The organism is Arthrobacter gandavensis (genome assembly GCF_015355785.1).
GTDB lineage: Bacteria > Actinomycetota > Actinomycetes > Actinomycetales > Micrococcaceae > Arthrobacter_B > Arthrobacter_B gandavensis_A.
The window spans coordinates 316,180-332,945 of record NZ_JADKYW010000006.1; the positions used below are offsets into that span (position 1 = coordinate 316,180).

Consider the following 16,766-nt stretch of genomic DNA (forward strand, 5'->3'; position numbering starts at 1 on the left):
GGCCGGCACCGCAGGTGTGCGCGGTGCCGGCCGTTGGGGGAGGGAACGTTACTTCTTCTTCAGCCCGAGTTCCGCCGTCGGAATACGGAAGGACTCCCTGGCGGTGAGCGCGGAGATGGCGGCAATGCCTGCAATGGCGGCCGTGAACCAGCTGATCACTACCCACCCGCCCGGCTCCAGGCCGCCGAGGGCGGCTACGATGGACGGCGCGAAGCCCGCCATCAGGAAGCCCAGCTGGGTGCCGATAGCCAGTCCGGAGAAGCGGACCTTGGCGCTGAACATTTCCGCGTAGAAGGACGGCCACACAGCGTTCGCGGCAGCATAGCCGCAGCCGAAGACCACCACGGAGAGGGTGAACTGCAGCAGCGAGTTACCGGACTCCATGGAGAGCAGGTAGAACGGCATCACGGCGGCACTGGAGAGCGCGCCGTAGATGAATACCGGCTTCCGGCCGAAGCGGTCGGCAGCCATACCGAACAGCGGCTGCGTGAAAAGCGCGGCGATGTTGCCTGCCACAACCAGCCACAGGGTGATGGCGGCGTCCACATTGCCTACTTCGGTGCCGTATTTGATGGCCAAAGTGCCGTACACGGTGGAGACAGCCGCGATGAAGGCGCAGCAGATGACGCGCAGGACGTCGCGCCAGTGGTGCTTGAGCAGCACGCCCACCGGCAGCTTGGCGATCTGGTTGTTTGCCTTGGCTTCCTGGAACGTCGGGGTTTCGTGCAGGGTGCGGCGGATGAAGTACGTGACAACAACTACGACGGCGCTCAGCCAGAACGGAATACGCCAGCCGACGCCGTACTTGATGTCATCCGGCAGCGCCATAACCGGAATGAAGACCATGGCTGCCAGGATCTGGCCGCCCTGAGTGCCGGTAAGGGTCCAGGAGGTGAAGAACGCGCGGCGGCCGTCGGGGGCGTGTTCAAGCGTCATCGAGCTGGCACCTGCCTGCTCACCGGCAGCAGAGAGCCCCTGCGCCAGCCGGCACAGCACCAGCAGGGTGGGCGCCCACCAGCCGATGGTGTTGAAGTCCGGCAGGCAGCCGATCAGGAAGGTCGAAGCACCCATCAGGATCAGCGTGAACATGAGGATCTTCTGGCGCCCCACGCGGTCACCGAAGTGCCCCAGGATCACCGCGCCGACCGGGCGGGCAATGTAGGCGAAGCCGAAGGTCGCCAGGGACATGATGCTCGCCTGGGCGTCGGCGTCCGGGAAGAAGACGTAGGGGAAGATCAGCGATGCGGCCGTGCCGAAAATGAAGAAGTCGTAGTACTCGACCGCGCTGCCCATGAAGCTCGCCGCGGCGGCCTTCTTTGGGGTCTTGGCGGTGGCTTGGGCGGACTGCGTCGGTGCAGCGCTCATGTGGGGCCTCCAAGGATGGTGTGCGTAAAACGCACAGCAGTGCTTCATGCGAACACCACAATGTAACCCGTGCCATAGTCTGATGCAATCCAAATGTGCGATATACGCACAGTTGTGCATTTTATGAACAGGCCGGTACCGTGGGCTCAGCCCCGCCCCGGGCGCCGAAGGGAGAACCACTTGAGCACCATCACCGAATCCTGGCTCGTTGGCCTGATTGGCGAAGGGATCACCGCATCCCTGACACCTCACATGCATGAACGTGAAGCCCGGGAAAACGGACTTTTCTACCTGTACCGGCCGGTGGATCTTTCGGTTAACGGACGCCGCGGAACCGAGGTGGGGGACCTGCTGCGCTACGGCCGGGACCTCGGGTTCAACGCGTTTAACATCACCCATCCGTGCAAGCAGCTTGTTTTTGGACACCTGGACCAGGTGTCCGACGACGCCGCCCGGCTGGGTGCCGTCAATACCGTGCTTGTGACGGACGAGGGTTTCATCGGCCACAACACGGACCACTCGGGCTTCGGCCGGGCCCTGGCCACCGGGCTGCCCGGCGCTGCGCTGGGCCGCGTGGTCCAGCTGGGTGCCGGCGGCGCAGGTGCTGCGGTTGCGTATGCACTCCTGAAAGCCGGCGTCGGCCAGCTGACCCTGATCGACCTGGACCTGGGGCGGGTTCAGGAGCGCGTCCAGGCCCTGTCCGTACTCTTCCCGGATGCACAAGTCACCGCGGGAACCAGCGCAGAGCTCCCCGAAGCACTCGCGGCGGCGGACGGCTTCGTGCAGGCCACCCCCGTAGGCATGCACTCCCATCCCGGCATGCCGGTTGACCCTGCTTTCCTGCACAGTGAGCTCTGGGTTGCCGATGTCATCTACCGTCCGGTGCGGACCACGCTCATCGACACAGCCGAAGCGATGGGCTGCCGCGTACTGGACGGCGGCCACATGGCGGTGGGCCAGGCCGTGGACGCCTTTGAACTCATCACCGGCCTGCGCCCGGACCCGGCCCGGATGCGGGCACACTTCCTGGACATGGTCAGCAACGGCCTCTGAGCCGGAAGGGATTCCCCAATGCGTACATCGATCGCCACGGTCTGCCTGTCCGGAACCCTGGAGGACAAGCTCCGTGCCTGTGCAGCGGCGGGTTTCGAGGGCGTCGAAATCTTTGAACAGGACCTCGTGGTCTCTCCCTCCACTCCGGAACAGATCCGGGACCTGGCACAGTCGCTGGGCCTGACGCTGGACCTGTACCAGCCGTTCCGGGACTTCGAGGGCGTCGACGAGGATTCGCTCGCAGACAACCTGCGGCGTGCCGAAGCGAAGTTCAGGCTCATGAACCGCCTGGGCATCGACACCATGCTGGTGTGCTCCAACGTAGCCACGGCTACCGTTGACGACGACGAGGTGGCCGCGGCGCAGCTTCGCCGCATGGGGGAAACTGCCGCGCGCTACGGTGTGCGGCTCGCTTATGAGGCGCTGGCCTGGGGCAGGTATGTCAGCGACTTTGAACATGCATGGCGCATCGTCGAACTGGCCAACCACCCCAATGTGGGAACCTGCCTGGACAGTTTCCACATCCTCTCCCGCCGGTGGGATCCGGCGGCGATTGAAAAGATCCCGGCCGAGAAGATCTTCTTCGTCCAGCTTGCGGACGCTCCGGAGCTTTCAATGGACGTACTGTCCTGGAGCCGGCACTACCGGGTCTTTCCCGGCGAGGGCGCGTTCGACCTGGTCACGTTCATGGGCCATCTGGTCCGCAGCGGCTACAACGGACCTGTCTCACTGGAAATCTTCAATGACGTCTTCCGCCAGGCAGCTGAGGAGCGAACCGCGGTTGACGCCATGCGCTCACTGATCCGGCTGGCCGAGCAGACCTCCATCCACCTGCAGGAAACCGGCGCCGGCGGAACAGCCATGGAACTCTCCACGCTGCCCGGCGTCGGGGAACCGCTTGGCTTCAACTTCGCCGAGGTCAAAGCGGGTGACCCCGAGACCATCCGGACCCTGCTCTACCAGCTCGGTTTCACCAGCCAGGGAACCCACCGCAGCAAGGCCGTTGAACTGTGGACCCAAAACGGGGCTCGGGTCATCATCAACAGCCAGAACGCCCGCGGACTTGAACCCGGAATCTCGGCGATTGGCCTGGACGTACCGGACGCCCTCGCCGCCGCCTCACGGGCCCTGCAGCTCAAAGCGACGGCGGTGCCCCGGCGCAGCCAGGCGAACGAGGAAGTCCTCCAGGCGGTTGCCGCGCCGGACGGGACAGAGATCTTCCTCTGCGAAGCAGAAGCCGGCGGGCCCGGATGGGTTCGGGAATTCGGCAGCGGCGCTCCCGTTCCCGCGGAGGGCCCCATCACCGCCGTTGACCACGTCAATCTGTCCCAGCCCTGGCAGCACTTTGATGAAGCCGTGCTTTTCTATGAGTCCACACTTGGACTCACCCCGCGGCCCAGCGTCGAGGTGCCCAGCCCCATGGGCCTGGTCCGCAGCCAGGTGATGCGCAGCAGCGACGGGGCCGTGCGGATGGCGCTGAACATCGCGCCCATGGTGTTCGACGGCTCAGGCTACCCTCAGCACGTTGCCTTCGCCTGCAGCGACCTGGTTGCCTTGGCGCGCACCGCCGTCGGGCGGGGCCTGCAGTTCCTGCCGGTGCCGGGCAACTACTACGAGGACCTCGATGCACGGTTCGGACTGGACCCGGAGTTCCTGGCTGTTCTGAAGGATCTCAACCTGCTGTACGACCGGGATGCAGACGGCGAATTCCTCCACTTCTATACCTCCACGGTAGGGAACGTGTTTTTCGAAGTGGTTGAGCGCAGACCCTCGTACGAGGGTTACGGCGCGCCGAACGCCCCGGTGCGGCTTGCAGCGCAGTATCTGGCGACCGCCTGAAACCATCCCTGACCTGAGGCTTTGCACGGCGGCGAACCGGCCGGCCGAACCGCGTTGTGCGCTAGGATCGGTTCGACAGCGTTCGGGACGGACCCGGAAGGAACTGCAGGTCAGGGGGGGAATCGCATGGGCGCTCCGCACGGTGACTGGTATGTGAAATCCGTCGAAAAGACGTTCACTGTCTTGGGTGCCTTCTCCGAGGAAACGCCGCTGCAGAGCGTCAGCGAGGTCGCTGCCAAGGCGGATCTGAGCCGTGCTGCCGCCAGGCGGTTCCTGCTCACGCTCACGGAGCTTGGATTCCTTTCCACGGACGGCGCCCGGTTCCAACTTGCCCCGCGGGTGCTGAACATTGGATCGGCCTTCCTGTCCAGCCTGACGCTGCCGGCCATCGCCGAGCCGCATCTAAAGTCACTCTCGGGAGACCTGCAGGAAACAGCGTCCGTGTGCATCCTTGATGACGTGCACGTTGTCTACGTAGCGAGGATCACCTCTCCGCGCCTGGTCAGCGTGGCGGTCCACGTGGGTACGCGCTTCCCCGCCTGGGCAACCTCAATGGGGCGGGTACTCCTGGCATCGCTCGAGGAAGCAGACTTGCAGGACAGGCTGAACCGGTCCGATGTCCGCCGCTTCACCGCCAGCACTGTCCCCTCCAGGGAAGCCCTGGTGGCGGAAATCAGGAAAGTGCGTGAACGCGGCTGGTCCGTTGTCCGCGAGGAGTACGAAGAAGGATTGAGCGGCGTCGCCGTGCCTGTCCACCGCGGCGGACGGGTGGTCGCTGCCGCCAACGTTTCCCTTCACCAGCCCTACGGCCGGACCGCAGGGCTGGAAGAGGTCCTGCTGCCGCGGCTAAGGCGGGCAGCGGAGGATATTTCGGCCGACTACGGCATTCGGCAGACCGGGTAGCCCGCCCGCGTCGGCCGCGGGCGGGCAGGGAACTGCGGCGGAGACCCGTTCGCACATTCTCCGCCGCAGTTCGTCTGTTGCCGCCGCGCTACGTGGCGTAGTCCGATGCGTTGTACAGGTTGAGTTTCAGTGCCGAGGCGATTTGGGCCACAGCCTTTCGTGCCCGGACGCTGTTGCCCGCAGCGTCCAGCGGCGGTGAAAACGCCGCGATGGCCAGTACTCCCGGCATGACGGCCAGTACACCGCCCCCTACGCCGGACTTAGCGGGGAGCCCAACCCGGTAGGCCCAGTCACCCGAGGACGTGTAGAGCCCCTCCATGGTCATCTCCGCCAGCATGGGCGGAATTATGGCGGGGTGGGTGACAGCAGCCTTCTTCGTGATCGGGTTGGTTCCCCGCGCGGCGATGGTGGCACCCATGGTGGCCAGGTCGACCGCCGTTACCAGCGTGGAGCACTGGCGCGTGTACACGTCGCAGGCCTCCATGGGATCCGAGTACATGGTTCCCCCCGAATACAGCAGCCAGGCTATTGCCCGGTTATGGAAGTTGGTGGACTGCTCCGAGTCATTCACTGCATCGCTCATTCGGATTTGCCGTCCGGCGAAGGCTGACTGCGTAGCCAGGATTTTCCGCCAGCGGTCCTCGGCACTGCCCGCCGGTATCAGCGACACGGTGGACATGGCCCCGGCATTGACGAGCGGTGAGAGCGGCTTGTCCCCGTGCAGCGCCACGGCTATCACCGAGTTGAACGGTTCGCCCGTAGGATCTGCTCCAACCTTTTCGTGGAACTGCGGCAATCCAACGTCATCCATTGCGCGGGCCATCGAAAAGACTTTTGAAATCGACTCCAGCGCAAACTCGAAGTCCGAGTCCCCGGTCGCGAACACCTCGCCGTCGGCCGTTACAACACAAATGCCGAAGAGCGCAGGGTCCACCGAGGCCAGGTAGGGGATATAGCTGGCGTTCTCACCGCCCTGGTCCGGCTTGAAGTCGCTGTGGGCAGTTCTTACAGCAGCCTGGATGGCTGTCTTGTCTATGTTCATACCGCTGAACTCCCGCCCGCTGCAGGCCCGGGATGCGGGCGGTGGACGCGTGTCCGTCCGCCTTGTTGCGAACCACGGGAACCGGCGCCGGTGGCCGACGGTTTCCCGGTGTGTTTCCCGGTACTTTCGGCACCGCCCGGGGCGCCGGCCGCGGCTCCCTCTCCTGTGTCTGCAGTACCGGCAAAGGACTCTTCCCATTTCCCGGACAGCTCGGCCGTGGGAGCGGAGGATTCATTGACCGTCCCCGGGTGCTTGTCTTCCAGCTGCCAGGTGAACGGCACGAAGGCGGTCTGCGGATCCTTCCAGTGGGGCTTCCGGAAAGCGTAGATAACCAGCGGGACGATGATGAGCAGCACGGCGCTGCCCACCAGGATTCCGACGTAGGTTTCCGGGGACCCGACTGAAATCTGGTCCGGCGGAATGAAGCTGAAGACGAAAGCCATCAGCGAACCCAGGAACCCGACGCCGCCGAAGATCCACATGCCGAGGTCTCCACCGGGCACCCGGTAGGGGCGGGGGCGGTTCGGCTGGCTGTAGCGCAGGTAGATGGCCGCCGCGAACATCAGCAGGTACATCACCAGGTACAGGATCACTGTCAGCTGGCTCAGGATCTGGTACGCGGCCTGCACCGACGGCAGCACCACGTAGACAACGCCCAGCGCCGTGACCATGAAAGCCTGGAAGAGCAGGATGTGCGTTCCCATGCCGTGCTTGTTCGTGTGCTGCCAGAAGCGCGGAAGGTACCCTGCCTTGCCCACGGCAAGCAGGCCGCTGGATGGACCGGCCACCCAGGTGACCACGCCTGCCAGCACCCCGATCAGGAGCATCGCGGCGACAATCGGCGACGCCCAGCCGATGCCCGCCCAATCGAACATGTCGTTGTAGGAAGTCAGCAGGCTCTGCGTCAGGTTGATGTCCGCCTGCGGAACAACGAACGCGATGGCAAGGGTTCCCAGGACAAAGATGACTACCGTTCCTGCAGCGGCAATGAGCACGGCAAGCGGATAGTTGCGCGTCGGATTCTTCACGTCCTTCACGTGGATGGCATTCATTTCCATGCCGGCATAGAAGAGGAAAATGCTGGCTGCCAGTACCACGTTGGAGAAGTTGGAGAAGTCCGGTACAAGCTCTCCCCAGCCCATCTTGATCTGCGGGGTGTTGCCCGCAAAGTAGTAGGAGAAGCCCAGAACCACCAGGATGCCGGCAGGTATCAGCGTGCCGACAATTCCGCCCCACTGGGCAACCTTCGAGAACGCCGCCGCGCCCCGGAAGGCAATGAACGTCGCCAGCCAATAGACCACCAGCACGACGGCGAGCACGAAGACCTTGTTTCCCGACAGCTGCGCGTCGATGTTCTGGTCAGTGCCCGTATACGCCAGTGACACCGCGCCGAAGGTCAGTACGGTGGGGAACCAGATGGTCACCTCGATGAAGAGCATGAACATCGCCAGGAAGGCCCAGCGCGGACCGAAGGCCTCACCCACCCAGCGGAAGACCCCGCCGGTTTCCGGCCACCCGGTAGCCAGTTCGGCTGCGACGATGGATACCGGAATGAGGAACACCAGTGCGGCGAAGACGTAGTAGAAGATCGAGCTCAGTCCGTACTCGGCCTCCGCCGGCAGGCCGCGGAGGCTGACCACGGCAACAATATTCATGACTGCGAGCGCGCCGACGGTGATGGTTGCGTTTTGTTTTGCCCGGCTCTTACGGCTGGTTCCAGCCGGTGATCCGGCTCCGGCCGATGCAGGTGATGCAGTTGAATCGCTCACTGAAGTCACCTCCTAGTGGTGGAATCCCGGATGCTCCTGCTCGACGGGCATGGGGGCGCTCAGGTTTTCCAGATATGCGGTCTCGTCCTGGATGTCCTTGAGCAGGCGCCCGGCCAGGTCCATGCTCAGGCCGTTGCGCACGACGATCCGCTCGACCGTGAGGTTGCCCAGGTTGTCCGGCATCGGGTACGCGGGTACCAGCCAGCCCTTGGTCCGCAGCCGGTCGGCCAGGTTGTAGAGTGTCCAGCGGTCTGTATGCCCCTCCTTCAGCCGCCAGGCAAAGACCGGGATATCGGAGCCGTCATTCCACAGCTCGAAGGGCCCTATCTCGCTGATGCCGTGGGAAAGATACAGAGCCACGTCCTGGCAGGCCTGCTGGACCTTCTTGTAGCCTTCGAAACCGAGGCGGAGGAACATGTAGAACTGCAGCACCACCTGTGCCCCGGGACGGGAAAAGTTGAGGGCAAAGGTGGGCATGTCCCCGCCGAGGTAGCTGACGTAGAAAATGAGGTCTTCCGGCAGCCACTGGCGTTCCCGCCACACCACCCACCCGAGGCCGGGGTAGACGAGGCCGTACTTGTGGCCGGACGTGCTGATGGAATGGACCCGTTCAATCTGGAAGTCCCATTCAAGCTCCGGCTGGATGAACGGGGCGATCATGGCCCCGGACGCCCCGTCCACATGGATGGGAATGTCCAGGCCGGTGGCGGCGTGGATTTCGTCGAGTTTGGCAGCAACCTGCTTCACCGGCTCATACATGCCCGTGTAGGTGACGCCCATGATGGCGACGACGCCGATGGTGTTCTCGTCGACGTACTTCTCCAGTTCGTAGCCGTCCAGGCACTTGTGTTCCTCACTGATCGGAACCAGCCGCGCCTCGATGTCGAAGTAGTTGCAGAACTTCTCCCAGCAGACCTGTACAGCCGAGCTCATGATCAGGTTGGGCTTGTCCGTGGACTTTCCCTCCGCCCGGCGCTTGTGCTGCCAGAGCCGCTTGAAGGCGAGTCCGCCAAGCATGCAGGCCTCCGAGGAACCGATGGTTGACGTGCCGATGGTTCCCTGCGGGTCCGGAGAATGCCATAGACCGGCAAGCATCTTCCAGCAGTACTGTTCGATCGCCGCCGTCTGGGGATACTCATCCTTGTCGATCATGTTCTTGTCGTACGTTTCTGCATACAGCCGGTTCGCGTTGTCGTCCATCCAGGTACCGACGAACGTCGCGAGGTTCAACCGCGCGTTGCCGTCCAGCATCGTCTCATCGTGGACGATCTGGTAAGCGGTTTTCGGCAGCATCCCGCTCTCGGGGAACTCGTACTTCGGGATTTGGGTGGCTTCGCCTTCGCGGGCAAATATCGGGTTGACGTTGAGGAAATCCTGGGGTTCGTTCTGCGGCATGGCTTCGACCTCTCGTACGGAGTGACCAACGTGGCTGCCGGCCGCAGTGAGCGGCGGCGCTTTAAGCCCCACAGGTGCGCGCGTTCGACTATACGCGCGGCCTTTTCGGCATTACTAGGTACAGGCAGGCATTAGGGCACGTGGTTCCGGGAACTCTTGCGGGTATTGCAATGCGGGTCCTCCGGCACCGTTTATCCGGCCCCGCCCGTTGAGTGCAGGTGCGGCCGCGCGTACCCTCTGAAGACCTATCCCGTTCCGCAGCAGTCCCGGCCCCGGCAACCCTCAAGGAATGCACGGAAGCCGGTGGGCGGCCAACCGCAGGAGAACATACATGGCAAGCCGACGTGACCGATTTGAACTGCCTGAACCCATGCGCCGGCTGTTCGAGGGCGACTGGGAAGTTCCGTCCTTCCGCGTAGAGGAATTTCGGGAGACCGGAGCCATGGTGGTCCGGGCGGAGCTTCCAAGCATCGATCCGGAGAAGGACCTGGACGTGACGGTGTCTGAGGGAACCTTGCGCATCCGCGGCGAACGGCGTGAGGAAACGGCCAACCGTGCCAAGAACGGTTACCGGAGTGAGTTCAAGTACGGCTCGTTCAGCCGGGACATTCCGCTCCCGGCCGGAGCCAGCACCGATGAAGTGACTGCGTCCTACCGGGACGGGGTGCTGGAGGTCCGGGTCCCGATTCAGGACGCGGGCAGCACCGGCCGGAAGGTCCCCATCAGCCGCAGCTGACTGCCCGCCTCAGGAACCGCAAACAGGTTCCAGACGCCCGGCTCCCAGGAGGCCCCGTGTCCCAGCAGAGCCAGAGTGTCCCGGCACGTTTCCGCGCAGCCAGGTCGCCCGCCTGGCTGGTGATCACCATCATGGCGCTGGGCGGCATCACGGTGTCGCTGGAAAAGACTGCCGTGGTGCCGCTGCTGCCGGAGTATCCGCGGATATTCGCGGTGAGTTCCGACGACGTTTCCTGGCTGGTCACGGTCACCCTGCTCAGTGCCGCGGTGGCCACGCCCATCGTGTCCCGGCTGGCGGACATGTTCGGGAAGAAGCGCATGCTGATGATCTCGCTGGCCATGATGGTAGCTGGAGGGTTCACCGCGGCGCTCGGCGGCACGTTCGCCGCGGCGGTGACCGGGCGCGCGCTGCAGGGCTTCGCCGGGGCTGTGATCCCGGTGGGCATCAGCATCCTGCGCGATACGCTTCCCCAGCGCCGCATCGCGGGGGCGGTTTCGCTGATGAGCGCCAGTTTCGGAATCGGGAGCGCCCTCGGGCTGCCCATGGCGGGACTGATCTACCAGCAGCTGGGCTGGGAAGCCACGTTCTGGATCGTAGCCCTGTTCGCCCTGGCACTCCTGGCCGCCGTCTTCCTTTTTGTGCCCGAATCCACCCTGCGTACCAAGGGCCGTTTTGACTACACTGGGGCGCTTTTGCTGTCCGGCGCCATGACCGCACTGCTGCTGGCTATCTCCAAGGGTGGGGTCTGGGGCTGGACGAGCGACATCATCCTGGGACTTTTCGCCGCCTTCGCCATCCTGATCGCACTCTGGTTCCCGCTGGAACTGCGCAGCGGGCAGCCGCTGGTAGACCTGCGTACCTCCGCCAAACGGCCCATACTGGTGGTCAACGTCGCGGCAGTGCTGGTGGGTTTTTCCATGTATGCAAACATGCTGGTCACCACGCAGCAGCTCCAGCTGTCCCGCGTAACCGGCTTCGGATTCGGCCTGAGCGTCCTGGTTGCCGGCCTCACCATGATTCCCTCCGGGGTGGCGATGGTCGCGATCGCGCCGGTGTCCGCACGGCTCACGAACATTTTCGGCGCAAGAACCACGATGATCACCGGCTGTGCCGTGATGGCCGCGGGTTACCTCGGCCGCACCTTCCTGGTCAGCACGATTGCCGGGATTGTCACCGGAGCAGTGATCATTTCGGCGGGCACCGCCATGGCCATGGCCGCCATGCCCACCATCATCATGAGCAATGCCCCGCGGCGGGACACCGCGGCTGCCAACGGATTGAACACGCTGCTGCGCTCGGTTGGCACCTCCACCTGCAGCGCGGCGGTGGCGACCATCCTGGCTTCTCTGACCATCGGCGTCGGCGGCCGCGTCTTCCCGGCGCCGGATGCCTTCCGGCTGGTCTTTATCCTGGCCGGCCTGGCCGCGGCGGCGGCAACTGCGCTGTGCTCCCTGCTGCCCCGCGCGGCACGGCACGAGGCGACGCATCCCGATCTTTTTGCCGGCCGGGCCGGAGCCGGCCCGGGGACCGCAGCGGGGGACGGACTGCCCGAGCAGGCGGTTAGCGTCACGGGCACGCTGCGTGCGCCCGGGGACCGCGGGTCGATTGACCGCGGTACGGTCACGGTTGCAGCGCTGGACGGGACTCCCATGGACTGGGACCGCACGGACGGACACGGGAGGTACACGGTCGCACTGCCGGGTCCGGGGCGCTACGTATTCGTGGCCGCCCACAGGCGCTGGCTTCCGGTTTCCGAGGTAGTGGAGGTCCGCGCGAACCCGGTACCGCAGGAGATCCACTTCACCCACCGGCTGACGCTCACTGGACGCATCCGGCACCACGGGCGTCCGGTAACCGGAGCACTGATCCTCCTGGTTCCGGAAGCGGAGGACGCAACGGCGTTCTCGGTGGTTTCGGCCCGGGGCGGCAGCTACGAACTGCCGCTGCCGGCCCCTGGCCGTTACGTCCTGAGTGTCACCGAGCCGTCAGGGACAACACACACACGGCTGGTGGTGCTGCCTTCTCCTGACACCGTCGTGGACGTCGAGCTTGGCGGAGAGCCGCCGTCGACAATCCTGAAGGTCTAATCAGGCCGGCACGCCCGCGTATTCGGGGTAGTCCGTGTAGCCCTCGGCACCGTCCGAGTAGAACGTGGAAGGATCCGGCTCATTCAGGGGCAGGTCGTGCTGCCAGCGCAGCGCAAGGTCCGGGTTGGCGATGGCGGGGCGCCCGACGGCGACGGCGTCGCACAGGTCCTGCTGCAGCAGGCCGGCGGCTTCCTCGCGGGTGGTCACGACGGCGAAACCGGTGTTGAGCAGCACCGGCGAGCCGAAGCGGCGGCGCAGTTCCTGAACCAGTTCACCCGCCGGATTGTTGTGCAGGATGCTCAGGTAGGCGAGACCGAGCGGCGCGATTTCATCCACCAGGGCACCGTAGGCGGCAAGCGTCTCTGCGGCGTCCTTCTCCCACGCGTCCTGGATGTTGTGTTCCGGGGAAATGCGCAATCCCACCCGGTCCGCGCCTACGGCGGCGGCTACAGCGGTGACGACTTCGACGACAAACCGCGCTCGGTTCTCCGGCGAGCCGCCGTAGCCGTCCGTGCGCCGGTTCGAAGCCGGGCTCAGGAATTCGTGCAGCAGGTAGCCGTTTGCACCGTGAAGTTCAACGCCGTCGAACCCTGCTTCAACCGCAGCAACTGACCCGCGGACGAAAATGTCACGCATCTCGTCCAGTTCCAGCTCGCCCAGCTCCCGCGGCTGGGTGTGCGGCAGCTTGCCCGCCGGGGTGCGGATGACGCCGTCAATGGCGACGGCGCTCGGTGCCACTGTCTGGAGGCCGCCGTTGATCTCCGGATGGGAAACCCGTCCGGCGTGCATGACCTGCGCGAAGATCCGGCCGTCTGCGGCGTGGACTGCGTCAGTCACCTTGCGCCACCCAGCCAGCTGTTCGGTGGTGACCAGGCCCGGCTGTCCGGAGAATCCCTGTCCCTCACGGGAAGGATACGTTCCTTCCGAAACAATCAGGCCCAGCGAGGCCCGCTGGCGGTAATGCTCGGCTACAAGCGGACCGGGAATGCCGTCCGCTCCGCTGCGCACCCGTGTCAGGGGCGCCATTACCAGCCGGTTGGGCAGCTCCAGGGAGCCAAGGGTCAGGGGAGAAAACAGATCTGTCTGCACGTACTTCCTTTCGGCAGGCAGCCGATAGCCGCCTGCGCATGGGGGTTATCTGCGGTCAACTCACGCGGGCGGACGCGTATTCCCGGAAGGGGGCCTAACGGACCTCGCGGATGAGGTTGGTGATGCGCGCGGTGGAGAGCCGGCGGCCCTCATCGTCCGTCATCACCACTTCATGCGTGGTGACGGTGCCGCCCAGGTGCACGGCGGTGGCGGTGCCGGTGACGAGGCCTGAGGAAACCGACCGGTGGTGCGTTGCGCCAACTTCAATGCCGACGGCGTAGCGGCCCGGCCCGGCGTGCATTGACGCGGCAAAGGAGCCCAGGGTTTCGGCGAGGACCACGTGTGCGCCGCCGTGCAGGATGCCCGCCACCTGCTGGTTGCCCTCCACCGGCATGGTGGCGACGATGCGGGAGGGGGACATCTCCAGGAAGCGGATGCCGAGCTTCACCACCAGGGGTCCGACTCCGGATTCGCCAAGCCATGGGTGCAGTTCCTCCGGCACTCCGGCATCGCGCAGTTCCTGCAGCATGGGGGCTTCGCCCCGCGCGGGGCCGGCCTGGCCCGGCGTGAAAATGTCACTCATGCCCACTAGGCTTACATCTGTGAGTGAAACTGCCAAACTGGCCTCTGCCCCTGTCTCTGACCCGCTTCCCGAGCCCGCTGATTCCCTGGTGGAAACCACGGAAACGCAGTCCCTGACCGAGCCGGCTGAAGCGGCACCTGTAGGCAGCCACGCGGCGGGCACGCCGTCGGACGCGGCTGAAACCGCGCCGGCTGAAGCGGCCCTCGGAACACCCAACGCAACCGGGCACAGCCGGCTGCTGGTCATCGACGGCCATTCAATGGCTTTCCGTGCCTTCTATGCGCTGCCGGCGGAGAACTTCTCCACTGACACGGGGCAGCACACCAATGCCGTGTACGGGTTCACTTCCATGCTGATCAACCTGATCAAGAATGAAGAACCCACCCATATCGCCGTGGCCTTCGACCTGGACACGCCCACCTTCCGCACGGAGGAGTACTCGGAATACAAGGGCGGCCGGAACAAGAACCCGGAGGAATTCCACGGGCAGGTTGACCTGATCATCAAGGTCATGGAAGCCATGAACATCCCCACCATCACCCTGGACGGCTACGAAGCCGACGACATCCTGGCCACCCTCGCCGAGCAGGCCGCGGGACGGAACTGGGACGTGATGGTGGTCTCCGGAGACCGGGACGCCTTCCAGCTGGTCAACGACCGGGTAACTGTCTTCTACCCCAAGAAGGGTGTCTCCGACCTGCCGCGCATGGATGCCGCCGCAGTGGAGGAAAAGTACCTCGTGCCGCCGGAGAAGTATTCCGACCTCGCGGCACTGGTGGGGGAGTCCGCTGACAACCTTCCAGGCGTGCCGGGTGTTGGCCCCAAGACCGCCGCGAAGTGGATCAAGGCCTACGGCGGGCTCGAGGGGATCCTTGAGCACCTGGATGAAATCAAGGGCAAGGTGGGAGAATCCCTCCGCGCGAACATTGAGGACGTCAAGCGCAACCGGCGGCTGAACCGGCTCCTGCGGGACCTGGAGCTGCCCGTGGACCTGGACGCGATGGCGGCACGCCGCCCGGACCGTGAGGCCATCGAGGAACTGTTCGACGCGCTGCAGTTCAACGCTCTCCGCAAGCGGCTCTTCGACGTGTACGGGGAAGAGGAAGCGCCCGGAGCCCACTCGGAAATGCTGCCTCCCGCCCACACCGTCATTACCGCCGCGGAAGCGCTCGAGTCCTGGTTCAAGGCGACCAACCAGAAACCGGCAGGGCTTCGGCTGGTCACTGAGGGAGCTGGTGAGTCCCGCGATGCGACCGGACTGGCCGTGGTGACGGACGACGCCGCTGCCTACGTTCCGCTGACTGAGCTGGACGCCGGAGCGGAAAAGGTCCTTGCTGACTGGCTGGCGGACGCCGATGCACCGAAGGTGGTCCACGACTTCAAGGATGCCTACAAGCTGCTGTCCAGGCGCGGCCTGCACCTTGACGGTGAAGTGGATGATCCCGCGATCTCCGGCTACCTGATCCAGCCGGACCGGCGCAGTTACGACCTGCCGGACCTGAGCCTGCAGCACCTTAAACTGTCCCTCGAAGCAGCTCCGGCCTCCGGTAACCAGCTTGAGCTCTCCCTTGAGGGTGAGGACACGGCGGCTCCGGCAGTCATGGAAGCCTTCGCCGCATTGAAGCTGAGCGAGCATTTCTCCGGGCTGCTGGTTGAGCGCGGCGCGAACCAGCTGCTCGGCGGACTCGAACTGCCCCTGGCCGAAGTCCTGGCGGAGATGGAACTCGCCGGCATTGCGGTGTCCACCGAAAAGCTGGACCGCCTGCTGGACGAGTTCAGCCACACCATTGAACAGGCCAAGGCCGAAGCTTTCGCGGTGATCGGCAAGGAAATCAACCTTGGTTCCCCCAAGCAGCTGCAGGTGGTGCTCTTCGATGAGCTGGGCCTGCCCAAGACCAAGAAGATCAAGACCGGGTACTCCACCGACGCGGACGCCCTCTCGGACCTGATCGTGAAGACTAACGGCCATCCGTTCCTGGCACACCTGCTGGCCTACCGTGACGCCTCCAAGCTCCGCCAGACGGTTGAGGGGCTGCGCAAGTCCGTGTCCGACGACGGCCGGATCCACACCACCTACGCCCAGACCGTTGCCGCAACCGGGCGGCTGTCCTCAATTAATCCGAACCTGCAGAACATTCCGATCCGTTCCGAAGAAGGCCGCCGCATCCGTGAGGTCTTCGTCGTGGGCGAAGGCTACGAAACCCTGCTCACGGCCGACTACTCCCAGGTTGAAATGCGCATCATGGCGCACCTCTCCGGGGACGAGAGCCTGATCCAGGCTTTCCGGGACGGCGAAGACCTGCACCGGTTCGTCGGCTCTCACATCTTCGGGGTTTCGCCGGAAGAGGTCACCAGCGCCATGCGGTCCAAGGTCAAGGCGATGTCCTACGGCCTGGTGTATGGGCTGAGTTCGTTCGGCCTGTCCAAGCAGCTCTCGATTCCAGTGGACGAGGCCCGCACCCTGATGAGGGACTACTTCACCCGCTTCGGTGCCGTGCGCGACTACCTGCGCGGCGTCGTCGAGCAGGCCCGCAAGGACGGCTACACCTCGACCATCGAAGGCCGCCGCCGCTACCTTCCGGACCTGGCGAGCACCAACCGGCAGCTGCGGGAAATGTCCGAGCGCGCGGCGTTGAACGCGCCCATCCAGGGCTCGGCAGCGGACATCATCAAGAAGGCAATGCTGGGCGTGGACGCCGAACTGAAGAAGCAGGGCCTGAAAACACGTATGCTGCTGCAGGTCCATGACGAACTCGTCCTGGAAGTCGCGCCGGGGGAGCGGGAAGCAGCTGAGAAGCTGGTCCGCGATCAGATGGCGGGTGCTGCCGATCTCTCCGTGCCGCTGGACGTATCCGTCGGCTGGGGTGCCAGCTGGCACGAGGCAGGCCACTAATACCTACAACCC

The 16,766-nt window shown here is 64.7% G+C and carries 12 protein-coding genes; 6 read left to right on the forward strand and 6 right to left on the reverse strand.

All coding sequences use genetic code 11. The features are described from left to right. Nucleotides 1–48 precede the first annotated feature (48 nt). Entirely contained in the window at nucleotides 49–1,365 is a 1,317-nt protein-coding gene (locus ITX31_RS13280; RefSeq protein WP_194783891.1) for an MFS transporter, read from the reverse strand. A 180-nt stretch (nucleotides 1,366–1,545) separates the two neighbouring features. Here ITX31_RS13280 and ITX31_RS13285 point away from each other — a divergent pair, with 180 nt between their 5' ends. The 3 genes from ITX31_RS13285 to ITX31_RS13295 all read left to right on the forward strand — a co-directional run bounded on the left by ITX31_RS13285 (nucleotide 1,546) and on the right by ITX31_RS13295 (nucleotide 5,160). After that, entirely contained in the window at nucleotides 1,546–2,418 is an 873-nt protein-coding gene (locus ITX31_RS13285; protein ID WP_194783892.1) for a shikimate dehydrogenase, read from the forward strand. 18 nt (nucleotides 2,419–2,436) lie between these two features. Continuing rightward, nucleotides 2,437–4,257, forward strand: a complete 1,821-nt coding sequence (locus ITX31_RS13290) for a bifunctional sugar phosphate isomerase/epimerase/4-hydroxyphenylpyruvate dioxygenase family protein (protein ID WP_194783893.1) — start codon at nucleotides 2,437–2,439, stop codon at nucleotides 4,255–4,257. Nucleotides 4,258–4,383: 126 nt separating this feature from the next. After that, complete coding sequence (locus tag ITX31_RS13295; RefSeq protein ID WP_194783894.1) at nucleotides 4,384–5,160, forward strand: IclR family transcriptional regulator domain-containing protein; 777 nt, start codon at nucleotides 4,384–4,386, stop codon at nucleotides 5,158–5,160. Between the two features lie 88 nt (nucleotides 5,161–5,248). On the opposite strand, the gene glsA is transcribed toward ITX31_RS13295, so the two are convergent. The 3 genes from glsA to ITX31_RS13310 are packed head-to-tail and all read right to left on the reverse strand — an operon-like array spanning nucleotide 5,249 to nucleotide 9,366. After that, entirely contained in the window at nucleotides 5,249–6,202 is a 954-nt protein-coding gene (gene glsA, locus ITX31_RS13300; RefSeq protein WP_194783895.1) for a glutaminase A, read from the reverse strand. Continuing rightward, nucleotides 6,199–7,971 carry a putative glutamine/gamma-aminobutyrate antiporter GadC gene (gene gadC, locus ITX31_RS13305; RefSeq protein ID WP_194783896.1) on the reverse strand — a complete coding sequence of 591 codons (1,773 nt, stop codon included), beginning with the start codon at nucleotides 7,969–7,971 and terminating at the stop codon, nucleotides 6,199–6,201. Before gadC ends, glsA begins: the two co-directional genes overlap by 4 nt. Nucleotides 7,972–7,983: 12 nt before the next feature. Further along, nucleotides 7,984–9,366 (reverse strand): glutamate decarboxylase, encoded by a 1,383-nt coding sequence (locus ITX31_RS13310; protein WP_194783897.1) that lies wholly within the window; start codon nucleotides 9,364–9,366, stop codon nucleotides 7,984–7,986. A gap of 331 nt (nucleotides 9,367–9,697) precedes the next feature. On the opposite strand from ITX31_RS13310, the gene ITX31_RS13315 reads away from it, so the two are divergent. After that, entirely contained in the window at nucleotides 9,698–10,102 is a 405-nt protein-coding gene (locus ITX31_RS13315; protein WP_194783898.1) for an Hsp20/alpha crystallin family protein, read from the forward strand. A gap of 56 nt (nucleotides 10,103–10,158) precedes the next feature. Continuing rightward, nucleotides 10,159–12,189 carry an MFS transporter gene (locus tag ITX31_RS13320; protein WP_323745682.1) on the forward strand — a complete coding sequence of 677 codons (2,031 nt, stop codon included), beginning with the start codon at nucleotides 10,159–10,161 and terminating at the stop codon, nucleotides 12,187–12,189. Here ITX31_RS13320 and ITX31_RS13325 read toward each other — a convergent pair whose 3' ends face one another. Further along, a complete protein-coding gene (locus ITX31_RS13325) occupies nucleotides 12,190–13,215 on the reverse strand; it encodes an alkene reductase (RefSeq protein WP_416354830.1) in 1,026 nt (341 codons plus the stop codon). A gap of 157 nt (nucleotides 13,216–13,372) precedes the next feature. Further along, nucleotides 13,373–13,861, reverse strand: a complete 489-nt coding sequence (locus ITX31_RS13330) for a PaaI family thioesterase (protein WP_194783899.1) — start codon at nucleotides 13,859–13,861, stop codon at nucleotides 13,373–13,375. Nucleotides 13,862–14,120: 259 nt separating this feature from the next. On the opposite strand from ITX31_RS13330, the gene polA reads away from it, so the two are divergent. After that, on the forward strand, nucleotides 14,121–16,754 hold the full coding sequence (gene polA / locus ITX31_RS13335) for a DNA polymerase I (RefSeq protein ID WP_416354831.1): 2,634 nt from the start codon (nucleotides 14,121–14,123) through the stop codon (nucleotides 16,752–16,754). Nucleotides 16,755–16,766: the final 12 nt, after the last annotated feature.